At 59.9% G+C, this 12,046-nt stretch carries 12 protein-coding genes; 5 read left to right on the top strand and 7 right to left on the bottom strand.

From position 1 onward, the window contains the following. Positions 1-178: 178 nt before the first annotated feature. Positions 179-745: a fimbrial protein gene (locus NCR40_RS18000; RefSeq protein ID WP_250493527.1), complete on the top strand. Its 567-nt coding sequence runs from the start codon at positions 179-181 to the stop codon at positions 743-745. Here NCR40_RS18000 and NCR40_RS31315 read toward each other — a convergent pair. Further along, positions 739-867, bottom strand: coding sequence for a hypothetical protein (locus tag NCR40_RS31315; RefSeq protein ID WP_284507792.1), 129 nt, complete (start codon positions 865-867; stop codon positions 739-741). The genes NCR40_RS18000 and NCR40_RS31315 overlap by 7 nt on opposite strands. On the opposite strand from NCR40_RS31315, the gene NCR40_RS17995 reads away from it, so the two are divergent. Both NCR40_RS17995 and NCR40_RS17990 read left to right on the top strand, forming a co-directional pair. After that, positions 866-1,579 carry a fimbrial biogenesis chaperone gene (locus NCR40_RS17995; RefSeq protein ID WP_250467309.1) on the top strand — a complete coding sequence of 238 codons (714 nt, stop codon included), beginning with the start codon at positions 866-868 and terminating at the stop codon, positions 1,577-1,579. The genes NCR40_RS31315 and NCR40_RS17995 overlap by 2 nt on opposite strands. Before the next feature lie 309 nt (positions 1,580-1,888). Continuing rightward, a complete protein-coding gene (locus tag NCR40_RS17990; RefSeq protein WP_250510158.1) occupies positions 1,889-4,393 on the top strand; it encodes a fimbria/pilus outer membrane usher protein in 2,505 nt (834 codons plus the stop codon). 387 nt (positions 4,394-4,780) lie between these two features. Here NCR40_RS17990 and NCR40_RS17985 read toward each other — a convergent pair whose 3' ends face one another. After that, entirely contained in the window at positions 4,781-5,245 is a 465-nt protein-coding gene (locus tag NCR40_RS17985) for a hypothetical protein (RefSeq protein ID WP_250510157.1), read from the bottom strand. Positions 5,246-5,489: 244 nt separating this feature from the next. Here NCR40_RS17985 and NCR40_RS17980 point away from each other — a divergent pair, with 244 nt between their 5' ends. Next, the gene (locus NCR40_RS17980) at positions 5,490-5,876 is read left to right on the top strand and encodes a hypothetical protein (RefSeq protein ID WP_250510156.1); all 387 of its coding nucleotides are present in this window, start codon (positions 5,490-5,492) and stop codon (positions 5,874-5,876) included. An 8-nt stretch (positions 5,877-5,884) separates the two neighbouring features. Here the strand turns inward: NCR40_RS17980 and NCR40_RS17975 are convergent, their stop codons facing one another. The 4 genes from NCR40_RS17975 to NCR40_RS17960 all read right to left on the bottom strand — a co-directional run bounded on the left by NCR40_RS17975 (position 5,885) and on the right by NCR40_RS17960 (position 10,444). Then, a complete protein-coding gene (locus NCR40_RS17975) occupies positions 5,885-6,052 on the bottom strand; it encodes a hypothetical protein (protein WP_244829441.1) in 168 nt (55 codons plus the stop codon). Positions 6,053-6,360: 308 nt separating this feature from the next. After that, complete coding sequence (locus tag NCR40_RS17970; RefSeq protein ID WP_250510155.1) at positions 6,361-7,395, bottom strand: S1C family serine protease; 1,035 nt, start codon at positions 7,393-7,395, stop codon at positions 6,361-6,363. A gap of 70 nt (positions 7,396-7,465) precedes the next feature. Then, entirely contained in the window at positions 7,466-8,362 is an 897-nt protein-coding gene (locus tag NCR40_RS17965; RefSeq protein WP_250510154.1) for an ATP adenylyltransferase family protein, read from the bottom strand. Between the two features lie 786 nt (positions 8,363-9,148). Then, the gene (locus NCR40_RS17960) at positions 9,149-10,444 is read right to left on the bottom strand and encodes an L-fuconate dehydratase (protein WP_250510153.1); all 1,296 of its coding nucleotides are present in this window, start codon (positions 10,442-10,444) and stop codon (positions 9,149-9,151) included. Between the two features lie 276 nt (positions 10,445-10,720). Here NCR40_RS17960 and NCR40_RS17955 point away from each other — a divergent pair, with 276 nt between their 5' ends. Next, positions 10,721-11,485 carry a ParA family protein gene (locus NCR40_RS17955; RefSeq protein WP_250510297.1) on the top strand — a complete coding sequence of 255 codons (765 nt, stop codon included), beginning with the start codon at positions 10,721-10,723 and terminating at the stop codon, positions 11,483-11,485. Between the two features lie 2 nt (positions 11,486-11,487). Here the strand turns inward: NCR40_RS17955 and NCR40_RS17950 are convergent, their stop codons facing one another. After that, complete coding sequence (locus NCR40_RS17950; RefSeq protein WP_244829445.1) at positions 11,488-12,018, bottom strand: Lrp/AsnC family transcriptional regulator; 531 nt, start codon at positions 12,016-12,018, stop codon at positions 11,488-11,490. Positions 12,019-12,046: the final 28 nt, after the last annotated feature.

Here is a 12,046-nt window from a genome sequence, read left to right as displayed (position 1 = left end):
TTTATTGAGTTAGCTCCGAAAAAAATGGATGGCGCTTTTGAGAATTAGATTAGATCAATCCTAGCTCTGCCTGCTTATTATTCTCTCAACGCCACGCACCTTGAACGACGCAAGCAGCAACTTGTCGATGGCCGCGTCAAGCGTCGAACATTCATTATTCGTTTCCCGGAGTTCCTTCATGCAGAAAGCTATTTCCCTCAGCGCCGCACTCTTCTCGATGATGGTCGCCCTTGCGTCGATGAACGCCAACGCCGCCGACGGCACGATCACCATCAACGGCGCGGTGTCGGATACGACCTGCTCGATCAATGGCACGGCTGCCGGTTCGTCGGCAAACGTGACGGCTACGTTGCCGACCGTTTCCGCAAGCGCGCTTGCGTCGGCTGGCGCCACGGCGGGCGTTTCCAAGCTCGGCGACATCCAGTTGCAATTGACCGGCTGCACGGGCTCGGCTACCAAGGCAGTGGCGCACTTCGAGAACGGTTCCACCGTTGACCAAAGCAGCGGCAATCTGATCAATCAGGCGCTGACGCAGCCGGCGACCAACGTGCAAGTGCGTCTCTTGAACTCGCAAATGCAGCCGATCAACATCCTCACCAACGCCAATAACGATGTCGCGGTCAACGGCGCATCGATCTCGGCCGGCGCGGGCAATCTCAACTACTTCGCGCAGTACTACGCGACGGGTCAGGCTCAGCCGGGCGCGGTCAACACGATGGTCCAGTACTCCATTCAGTATCAGTAAAACCATCGATGCAGGGTCCGGGCGCGCGCCACGTTTTGATTCGGCAAGCGTCCGGTTGCAGTGAATGACATCAACCGTCGAGTGATGGCCGCAATGAAATCGATGAAACGATCGCTCGCCATGGCAGGTCTCCTTGCCGCGATGGTCGCGGGCTCCGCGCACGCCAGTGTGACAATCGGCGCGACGCGCGTGGTGTATCCGCTGGATCAGCGTGAAGTCACCGTGAAGCTGAACAACGACAGCTCGCACCCGGCGCTCGTGCAGGTCTGGATGGATAGCGGCAACGCCGACACCAAGCCCGCCGACAGCAAGACGCCCTTCGTGATCACGCCACCCATCTTTCGGATGGATGCGGGCAAGTCGCAGACATTGCGCGTCATGTATGGCGGCGAAGCGTTGCCGCAGGATCGCGAGTCGGTGTTCTGGCTCAACGTGCTCGACGTGCCGCCCAAGGCGGAGGTGAAAGCCGATGTCAACACGCTGCAACTGGCGTATCGCACGCGCATCAAGATGTTCGTGCGCCCGGCGAAGCTGTCCGGCAAGCCCGAGGATTCACCGCGCATGCTCAAGTGGAAAGTAGTGCCCGCGCGGCAAGGCGGTGGCGACGCGCTTTCCATTACGAATCCGAGCGCGTATCACGTTTCGTTCAGCGAGATCGGCGTGACATCGAACGGGCGCACCTTCAAGAATGAAACCGGCGGCATGGTTCCGCCGCGTGGCGATGCAGTCATCCCCGTGCCGAAGATGAGCGACGTGCATGGCGGCAAGATCCATTACATCGCCATCAGCGATTACGGCGGCGCCATCGAAGGCGATGCCGAACTCGCGCCTTGATCGGAAGCCCATTCGGGCAGACCTCCAGCGACCTATCGCAACGTCTCGAAATTAACAGCGCGCATCTTGTTCGATGCGCGCTTTTCTTTTGTTTACATGGTGTTTCGCGTCTCAAAAATAGAACTCGTCCTAGCTACTTTCATCTCGTTAATTCGTAGCATCGGTGGATCGGCAAATGTCTCGCGCCTCATGCACCAGGCTATCTCCATGCAATCGTCGCAATCATGTCAGCAGCGGATTTCCAACGGCTTTACAGCATCTTCGTTCGTGCTGCGACCGGTTGCGGCGATCGTGTTATGCGCCTTTGGCATGGCTGCCTGGATGCATCCGGTAAGCGCGCTCGCGAACGAACCGAAGAAGGCAGCCGAATTCGATACGACGTTCCTGCAAATGGATTCGACAAGCGGCGTCGACGTCGCGCGTTTCTCGCGCGGTAACGTGGTATCTCCGGGCGCGTATGCAGTCGACATCGTGGTCAACGGCAACCGTGTCGCGCGCGAGGACGTGCGCTTCAATGCCTCGCATGTTGGCGAAAACGCGACGCCGTGCCTCACGCGCAAGATGCTCGAAGTCTATGGTCTGGACTTCACGAAGCTCGCAGCCGATCATGCCGCCGACACTGCATCGGCCGATGCGGATGCATGCGTCGATCTGACCTCGCTCGTACCCGATGCCTCCGTCAGCTTCGACTTCGCCGAGCAGACGCTGACGTTGTCGATCCCGCAAAAGTATCTGCGCAACGCGGCTCGCGGCTATGTGTCGCCCGAGTTGTGGGACAACGGCGTGAACGCCGGCTTTCTCAGCTACAACGCCAATGCGTACCGCAGCGACAGCGGCGGCATGCACGCCACACAGGAATATCTCGGCCTCAACGCGGGCGTGAACATCGGCGGATGGCACTTTCGGCATCAATCGTCGATCACGTCCGGCACAGGCCAGGCGACCCAGTTCGACGACATCGCGACCTATGTCCAGCACGACGTGCCGAAGTTCAAGGCGCAAGCGACGCTCGGCGACGCACAGACCACCGGCGAGGTGTTCGACAGCATTGCGTTTCGCGGCGCGCAGATCGCCACCGACGACCGCATGTTGCCTGAATCGCTGCGCGGCTATGCGCCTGTGGTGCGCGGCACGGCGGAATCGAATGCGCGCGTGACGGTGCGTCAGAACGGCCAGGTGATCTATGAGACGAGCGTGTCGCCGGGACCGTTCGAGATTCGCGACCTGTACGCCACCGGCTACGGCGGCAATCTGGACGTCACCGTTACCGAAGCCGATGGCCGCGCGAAACATTTCGAAGTGCCGTACGCATCGGTGGCACAGTCGCTGCGCGCGGGCACGACGCGCTTCGCCGTCACGGCCGGTCAGTTGCGCGATGAGTCGTTGCACACGAAACCGGGCTTTGCGCAATTCACGTTGCAACGCGGGCTGACCAATCAGGTCACGCTGTACGGCGGCGCGATTGCATCGGAAGGCTATGTCGCGGTTAACTTCGGCGCCGCGCTCAACACGAAGTTCGGCGCTTTCGCGACCGACATCACCTCCGCGCGCACGCAAGTCCCGGGCGCTTCCATGCAGAAAGGGCGCAGTCTGCACGTGGGCTACAACAAGTTTATCGATCCGACCGGCACCAACGTCACCTTTGGCGCGTATCGCTACTCGGACGCGGGCTATCTCAATCTGAGCGATGCCGCCCGCGTTCGCGACGAAGCCATGTTCGGCGGCACGCCCACCGATCGGAACCGCGGCCGCCTGCAGGTGAGCATCAATCAGCCGTTGAAGGATCACGGTTCGGTGTTTCTGACGACATCGGCGCAAAGCTACTGGAATCGGCCGGGGCGCGATGTGTTCTATCAGGCGGGTTACTCGAACAGTTTCAAGTACGGCACTTACAGCATTACGGCGGGCCGCTCGACCGACGCGGACGGCACGCCTTCGAACCAGATCATGGTCAGCACGACGATCCCGCTCGGTCATTCGCAACACTCGCCACAACTGACGACGAATTTGAGCGCGAGCAACGGCTCGGCTAGCGTGCAGACGAGTCTGAGCGGCAACGCGGGCGCCGAGAATCAGTATTCATACAACGTCTACGGCTCAGGCGGTCAGAGCGCGAGTTCATCGGCGAACATGAACGCTGGCGCGAGCGGCGCGTATCACGGCGCGCATGGACAGGTCACGGCATCGGCGAGTGCGGGAGCCAATTCTTCGCAGGTGTCGGCGGGCGTGAGCGGTTCGATCGTCGCGCACCCCGGCGGCGTGACGTTCTCGCAGACGGTCGGCGACACGTTCGGAATCGTCGAGGCAAAGGGCGCGGAAGGCGCGAGCGTGTCGAGCGCGAGTGGCGTGAAGGTCGATTCGCATGGCTACGCGGTCGTGCCGTATCTCACGCCATACGACATGAACAGCGTCGATATCGATCCGAAGGGCACGTCGACCGATGTCGAGTTTGCATCGACGTCCGAGAAGTCGGCGCCGCATCTCGGTTCCATCGTCATGTTGAAATACAAGACGGTGACGGGACGCGCAGCGCTGATTCGCGCGCCGCGTCTGAATGGCGAAGCGTTGCCATTCGGCGCGGAAGTCGTGGATGGCGAAGGCCGCGTGGCGGGCGTCGTCGCGCAGGACAGCCGCATTTTCGCGCGCGGTATTGACGAGAAAGGCACGCTCGTAGTGAAGTGGGGCGATCACGTGGGCGAACAATGCAGCGTCGATTATTCGTTGCCTGCGAAGAGCGGCAAGGCGGACGCGGGGTATGCATCGATCGAAGCGCATTGCTTGCCGCGCACGGTGATGGCGACAAACGCGTTCTGACGTGAACGTGCAAGTTGGAGGAGCTTGCAACTGCGACCGGGCCTCCGAGAGTCCGGCGCGCCTGAAAGCCCGAGCTGTTTGAAGCTGCCAACCCGAACCCGTCTTAATTTCAATTCGCACCTTTGCACGCGAGCATTTACCGCCTAGAGTTAAAGTAGATTCTCAACTCTCTGGGAGGTGGGCATGAGAACCGGACCAAGGCAAATGGTGCGCTTGCTGGCGACGCTCCGGCATGCCGCGCACTGCAGGGCGTTACGCGCGGCGGCCGCGCACGAAGCTCAAGGTCGGGAAGAAGCCGATAAAGAGGCCAAGGAGGCCGAAGACAAAGAGCGCAATGCGGTCGCTCCGGATTCCTCGAAACTCCATCGGCGAATACATTGATTTGGTTTAGACGCGCGCCGCGTTTCGATAGGGCGAAAAGCGCCAATGGCCCGCCGGGTCTTTCACCGCGACGGCCCCATGTTCGTGCAGAACTTCGCTGACCGAAGCAGGTTTGATGTCATCCGAGATGCGGATCACAAGTAGCGTGCGCTCGCGCATTTCGGGCAATCGCGGCACATCATCGATCTTTCTCGCCGCAGGCTCGTTCGGCACGAAGCGGTTGTGCGCGCCGACTACACCCTGATGTTCACCGTGCGCGACGTATTCCGCGTCGTCTTCACTGTGGGCAGGAAGCGGGAAGGCACCGATTTCGACGTCGTCGTGGCCTGAACGATATAAGTGCGTATCGTCGCGGCTCAGTCCCGCAAGTTGCAAGGCGCGCAGTGCTTCGTGCCCATCACGATAACAAGCGAACACACCAACTATGACTTGATTCATCGTCGCTTCCTCCAAAGGCATGCGGTTGAGCAAGCCTCAAGCAACTGATTGTTGGACATGCAATGCCGCATTTGATTCGAATTCGATTTGCCGGCGTGCACGAGACTTATTCTTCATATGAAGGCAGCAATGGGCGTTCCCGCATGACAAATCGAAAGCCTCACGAGCGGTCATACTCGGGACCGTCCGGGTTGCGACCCTAAGCGTCATCGCATAAAGTGTGTGGGCTTGGAGAGCGGTACTCATGCGTCACGCGACGCGCCCTTGACGAGGTTTGATGATGGCGAATGCCCGCGTATGCATGCTTCTGCTGTGCGCGATTGCTGCTGGTCCGGTTTGCGCGGCGTCTTGTTATAGCGATGGCGACGTCGTGACGCTCGAAGGCACGGCCGCACGCCAGGCGCCACGACAAGCCGAAGCCGACGCCAAGCCGGCATGGGTGCTTACGCTCGCGCGCCCCATATGCGTGCTGGGCCAGGCTTCGGGACAAGCCGCGCCGCAACAGTCGAACGTATCGACGGTGCAGGTCATCGACGCCATACCGACTGAGAATGCACGCATCCGTCTAACCGGCAAGCTCGTCACCGGCAATGTGAGCGCCTATTACGCGGTGCCGACCGCCATCTGGGTGCTGAAGGAACGCGTGATAACCAACGGCGAGTAAGGCGCGCCTTAGGCGGCTTTCGCGAGACAGCGCGAATATTCGGCGACGACGAACTGCAACGGCAGGTTGTCGAGCTTGCGTTCTTCGGCGAAGCGCACGATGGCATCGAGTTGCTGGCCGGTGCATCGAAATGCTTGGCGGCGCGGCGCGCAATACGTCTTATTGTTCGTGGTCATGGCAATCCTCTTTCCTGGTTTCTTGAACCTGGACCTTCCCCCGACAGGGGCAGGTCGTCCGACGGTTTAACCGTGGGTGCGCCTGCTCTTTGGTCGCTACGCGTATTTAGCCGCAGCGCCGCCTGGACCACCGCCTGTTGGCGCACATAGTCATCGATGGTCGTTGTGTCTAGCGCAAACGGTGGGCCCGAGCAGTTACGCTGGGTGGGTTTGCGCACAGAGAGAGCGCGCTGAAGGGAAGAGAGACTTGCCTTGCCGTAAGCTGCAACATGGCGAGCGGCGCCGGTTCGCCGCCCGCGGACCTTCGTTTAGCCGTGTTGCTCGACGGGCGTCACATTGAGCTCGAGTTTCTGCGTATTGCGCAGTACCGATACCTTGACTGCTTTGTCGATACGCGACGCATCGAGCGTGCGTTGAAGTCCATCGACGCTATCGACGCCGACATCGTCCACCGCGACGATCCGGTCGCCCACCTGCAAACCGCCGAGCGCAGCCGGGCTGCCCTTGACGATCTCCATCACATGCACGCCGCTCGTCACCGTCAGCGCGAAGAAGCGTTGCACGCGCCGCGAGATGGGCGTCGTCGTGCCCGCCACGCCAATATAAGCGCGCCGCACGCGGCCATGCGCGAAAATCTGCATGATCGCCCACTTGGCCGTATCGATTGCGGTGGCAAAGGAAATGGCCTGCGCGCCGGAAATGATCGCCGTGTTGACGCCGATCACCTGTCCCGCCGAATTGATGAGTGGTCCGCCCGAATTGCCGGGATTGAGCGCTGCGTCCGTCTGAATGACGTCGTAGATCATGCGGCCTGAAGTGGAGCGCAACGAACGCCCGAGCGCGGATACCACGCCCGTGGTGACGGTCTGCGCAAGCCCAAGCGGATTGCCGACCGCGATGGCGATCTGCCCGACGCGCAAGCTGCCCGAATCGCCGAGTTCGACGTGCGGCAGCGGCTCCGGCGAACCGATACGCAGCACTGCGAGATCGCTGCCCGGATCGTCGCCGACGAGATCGGCGTGAAAGCGGCCGCCATCGGCGAGCGTGACCGTGATTCGCGTCGCGCCATGCACGACATGGCTATTGGTCAGCAAATAGCCATCCGGCGTGAAGATGAAGCCCGAACCGGTGCCGCCGGCCACGCGCCGCGCGCCGTTATGGTCGATATCGCGCTCGACCGAAATGAAAACCACCGCCTGCTGCACGCGTTCGAGCGCGCCGATCACGGTGCGCGAATAGGCATCGAGCAGAGCGGTATCGTCGAGCGTCAGGGCGTTCGGCGAAGGTGTGGCGTCCTGCGCACCGCGCGCAAGATCGTCGATGAATTGAGGTCGGCTTCCCATTGCTGGACTCCAGATGAACGTCTGGAAGCGGACATGCGGGGCAAGCCCGCGCTTTTCAAGATGGCGTTGCTCAGGGCGAGCGCGTGGCTCGTGCAACCAAGGCCATCGGGCCGAGCGATTCGACGATCAGGCGCTGTGCGTCGTCGCGCACGAATAGCGAGCCCGCGAAGCCGAGCGCGTTCACCGCGACGCCTTCGACGTGCGACACGCCGCGCGGCACGACGAGCACCCAGCGCCGCGTGACGAGCAGGTTGTAAGGCGCCGATTGATGCGTGCTGCTGGCGACATCGAGCGCTTTCACGTCGATGGCATCGAGTAGTTCGAGATAGATTTCGTGGATGCGTGCCGGCCCGGTTTGAACACCGAGGTCGAGCCACGCGGCGGCATGCGCAAAACCAAGACCGGGCGCACGAAAGACGCCTTCGCCGCGCGCCGCTTCGATGAGCGCTTCGATTGGCAACGCGTGACCATCGAGCGGCAGCGGCACCATCTGCAGATGCTTATGCGGCTGACTCGATCCCGCGACCGAGCCGCCGTTATAGAAACCCAGGCCATCGAACTGCGCAAGGCATGCAAAGAGCGCGGCGAAGTCGTCGGCGCAAAGCAGCGCTTCCTGAGGTTCGAACGCGCTCGTCACGACGAGCAGATGATGCGCGAGCACGTTGAATTTATTGAGCAAGAGAAAGTGCCGCTCGCCTATATTGCCGACGAAGAGCGCTTCCTCGCACGGCGAAAAGGGATCGCGCCACGGGCTCGCGGCATCGGCGATGGATTTGGCGGCGAGCTTCGAGTGTTCTTCCTTCCGGGCGAGATTCGCGACTTGCCGGACGAGAAAACGCACGCCGCCGTCTTCAATGACGCGCTGCACGGTATCGAAGGAACGCAACGCGCCGCATGACAGTGCTTGAGTAGTGCGCGCCACGACGGTTTGCCAAGAAGGCGCATGTAATGGAAAGAGGTTTTTCATTGGCACTCGAAAGTCGCTTCATTGGCCTATCGTGATTGCCTATCAGCAATTTAATTAAAACGCTTCATGCGAAGACGCAGTCATATAATCTTCAAAGCAAATAAATCGAGAAAATCGAATTGTTAGGATTATTCGGTGTGTCTTTTTGCCGGTTGACTCTATAAAATTTCCTTAACTTGTTCACCAACATTTGAACTGAGTTTGCAACTCAAGATTAAATGTTGGGGCAAGTAAGAATTCATCTATTTCAGAAGATATCGGATCACTTTAGTGTCCCGCGATTTTCCAATGGATGATTACTTTTAATCTTGTGTTTTAAGAGGTATAAAAATGCAAAAGATCGATCGCGCCATGCTCGTTCAGGCCAACATCGCTGGCGGCGCCGCCAAGGGTGGGGCTGATTCGTCGTCGAGCACCTCGGTGACCATCAACATTAGCAGCGGCCAATAAGTACTGAGCCTCGCGAAACCAATGTCGCAGCTTGTAGCAACAGCGGGACAAACTGCACATTGGATCAAGTCGGCTTAATCATCTCGTAGTTGTTTTGTTCATATCTGTATCAAGGAAATATCATGCAAAAGATCGATCGCGCAGCACTCGTGTACTCCAACATCGCCGGCGGCGACTCTAAGGGCTCGACGTCGTCCAGCTCGACCTCGACGGTCAACATCACGATCACGGCATAAGCTTTAACGCTTAAAGCCTCTGGTTGTGACGCAGCAAGGGCTGCGCATGAGTGCGCCCTTGCTGTAATGCTTTAAGTCTACGGTTACCACCTGCGCGGTACTACTCGCGCCACGCCTCACCCTTGCCGAATTCACATCGTTCAAGCGTAGCCGCGTGCATTTCAATGCTGTACCCCGGCTTTTGAGGCGGCATATATCGGCCGTTTTTGATTACGACAGGATCAAGAAAATGCTCATGCAAATGATCGACATATTCGAGCACCCGGTTAGAAAGCGAAGCCGACACGCAGATGTAATCGAAGATCGAAATATGCTGCACGTATTCGCAGAGGCCGACACCACCTGCATGCGGACAAACCGGCACCCCGGCCTTCGCGGCCATCAGCAGCACCACGAGCACTTCGTTCAGGCCGCCTAGCCGGCAACTGTCGATCTGACAGAAGTCGATAGCCTGCGCCTGCAACAACTGCTTGAAGATCACGCGGTTCTGACAATGTTCGCCGGTTGCAACGCCAATCGGCGCGACACGGCGACGAATGGCGGCGTGACCGAGCACGTCGTCGGGGCTGGTCGGTTCTTCGATCCACCATGGGTCGAACTCCGCGAGCCGGCGCATGTTCGCAATGGCTTCATCCACTTCCCAGACCTGATTGGCATCCATCATCAGTTTGCGGTGCGGACCAATCTCCTCACGGAGAATGCGCGCGCGTCGAATGTCTTCGTCAATACTGCCACCCACTTTCTGCTTGAAGTGAGTCCAACCTTCGGCAACGCCTTCGCGTGCCAAACGGCGAATCTTGTCGTCGTCGTAACCGAGCCATCCTGCGGACGTGGTGTACGCCGGAAATCCCTGCGCGAGCATTTCCTGTTCGCGTTCGCCCCGCGTTTCCTGATTGCGCTTGAGCAAGGCGAGCGCTTCGGAAGGCGTGATCGCGTCGGTGACATAGCGGAAGTCGAGGCATCGCACGAGTTCTTCCGGGCTCATGTCCGCGAGCAGCTTCCACACCGGCTTCTTTTCCGACTTGGCCCACAAGTCCCAGACGGCATTGACCACCGCCGCGGTCGCGAGATGAATAGCGCCCTTGTCCGGACCGATCCAGCGAAGTTGGCTATCGCCCGTGAAGGTTCGCCAGAAGCCGCCCATGTCCGCGGCGATGTCTTCGAGCCGCTTGCCGACGACGAGCGGCGCCAGCGCATGCACCGCCGCGACGACGATTTCCGTGCCGCGTCCGATGGTGAAGGTGAGGCCATGTCCGGCTAAGTCCGGCGTATCGGTTTCGAGGATCACATAGGCGGCCGAATAGTCGGGCGCGGCGTTCATCGCGTCGGAGCCGTCGAGCGAGCGCGAGGTGGGAAAGCGAATGTCTCGTACCGTGAGATTCTTGATCGTGGTCATGCGTGTCTCCTCAAAAGTTGTTGTGACGGCCAACGGAGCGTTCGCGCGGGAAGCTAGGCGTATGCCGAAGCCACCCGGTCCGCTAGCATGTTAGAGGCAAATCGCGCGCGACGTGAGAAGGCCGCGTTACCGCAAAGGACGAATCGGTCTCGGGCGGCGCGTGCGCGAGTTCAAAAATCCCGATGCGCTAAGATCAACGCCTAGGCTTCATCCGCAAACTCCGCCGCCCGTCGAAAGCAAACGACCGTTCACAATCCCGAGGAAAAATCCCTGATGCTGCGCCGTGTCGTCTTCAATCAGAAAGGTGGCGTAGGCAAGTCCACCATCGTCTGCAATCTGGCAGCCATCAGCGCGTCGCGCGGTCTGCGCACGCTCGTGATCGACCTCGATCCGCAAGGCAACGCGAGTCAATACTTGCTTGGCGCCGACGCCAAGGATGCCAGCCCGAATCTGGCGACGTTTTTCGAATCCGCGCTCAGTTACAGCTTTCGCGAGCCGACCTTCGACTCGTTCGTCCACTCGACGCCGTTCGAAAATCTCGACATCGTGCCGTCGCATCCGAACCTGGACGCGCTGCAGAGCAAGCTCGAGTCGCGCTACAAGATCTACAAGTTGCGCGATGCGCTCAAAGGGCTCGAAAACTACGACGCCGTTTATATCGACACGCCGCCCGCGCTGAACTTCTTCACGCGCTCGGCGCTGATCGCCGTGGACCGCTGCCTCATTCCCTTTGATTGCGACGACTTCTCGCGCCGCGCGCTGTATTCCGTGCTCGAAAACGTGCAGGAGATCAAGCACGACCACAATCCGGAACTGATGGTGGAAGGCATCGTGATCAATCAGTTTCAGCCGCGCGCCAGCCTGCCGCAACAACTCGTGGACGAATTGCGCGGCGAAAATCTGCCGGTGCTGGATTCGCACTTGTCGCTCTCGGTGAAGATTCGCGAGAGCCACCAGCACGCGCGGCCCATGATCTATTTCGAACCGCGTCACAAGCTCGCGCAGGAGTATCTGGCGTTGCATACGGAGTTAAGCGGTTAGGATCATGTCCATTCGGCTTCGTCGTCGCCGGATTGAGGCAGCGTCAGTCCCGATGCCGGCAACGGTAACGCCGTCTTGTAGCGCACCTGCTTGAGCGCGAAGCTCGAACGGATGTTGGCCACGCCCGGCATCTTCGTCAGGCGTTCGAGAATGAAGCGTTCCAGCGCGGCCACGTCGGGCAAGACGACGCGCAAGAGATAGTCGGCGTCGCCCGTCATCAGATAGCACTCCATCACCTCCGGCCGCTCGCTGATCGCTTGCTCGAAGCGCGCGAGCGCGTCCTTTATCTGCTTTTCAAGACTCACCTGAATGAACACGTTGATGCTGAGGCCGAGCGCTTCCGGGCTCAACAACGTGACGTGCTGGCGAAACAGCCCGGCTTTTTCCAGCGCGCGGACGCGGTTGAAGCACGGCGTGGCCGAAAGGTTCACCGCGCGCGCCAGTTCCGCGTTCGTGATGCGCGCGTTTTGCTGCAACTGATTCAATATGCCGATATCGATACGATCCAGCCGCTGCCGTGTCTGCGAACTCATGGTCGAAATATTCCGTTATTGAGCATTT

This window comes from Caballeronia sp. GACF4 (genome assembly GCF_023631025.1).
In the GTDB taxonomy this organism is placed as follows: Bacteria; Pseudomonadota; Gammaproteobacteria; order Burkholderiales; family Burkholderiaceae; genus Caballeronia.
The sequence above is the reverse complement of the archived record's forward strand: the minus strand, read 5'-3'. Positions and strand labels throughout refer to the sequence as shown.

Coding starts and splice junctions, on each gene's coding strand:
- NCR40_RS17965 (WP_250510154.1), bottom strand. CDS start 8,362: ATGAAAAACCTCTTTCCATTACATGCGCCTTCTTGGCAAACCGTCGTG.
- NCR40_RS17975 (WP_244829441.1), bottom strand. CDS start 6,052: ATGACCACGAACAATAAGACGTATTGCGCGCCGCGCCGCCAAGCATTT.
- NCR40_RS17950 (WP_244829445.1), bottom strand. CDS start 12,018: ATGAGTTCGCAGACACGGCAGCGGCTGGATCGTATCGATATCGGCATA.
- NCR40_RS17990 (WP_250510158.1), top strand. CDS start 1,889: ATGGCTGCCTGGATGCATCCGGTAAGCGCGCTCGCGAACGAACCGAAG.
- NCR40_RS18000 (WP_250493527.1), top strand. CDS start 179: ATGCAGAAAGCTATTTCCCTCAGCGCCGCACTCTTCTCGATGATGGTC.
- NCR40_RS17960 (WP_250510153.1), bottom strand. CDS start 10,444: ATGACCACGATCAAGAATCTCACGGTACGAGACATTCGCTTTCCCACC.
- NCR40_RS17995 (WP_250467309.1), top strand. CDS start 866: ATGGCAGGTCTCCTTGCCGCGATGGTCGCGGGCTCCGCGCACGCCAGT.
- NCR40_RS17970 (WP_250510155.1), bottom strand. CDS start 7,395: ATGGGAAGCCGACCTCAATTCATCGACGATCTTGCGCGCGGTGCGCAG.
- NCR40_RS31315 (WP_284507792.1), bottom strand. CDS start 867: ATGGCGAGCGATCGTTTCATCGATTTCATTGCGGCCATCACTCGACGG.
- NCR40_RS17980 (WP_250510156.1), top strand. CDS start 5,490: ATGATGGCGAATGCCCGCGTATGCATGCTTCTGCTGTGCGCGATTGCT.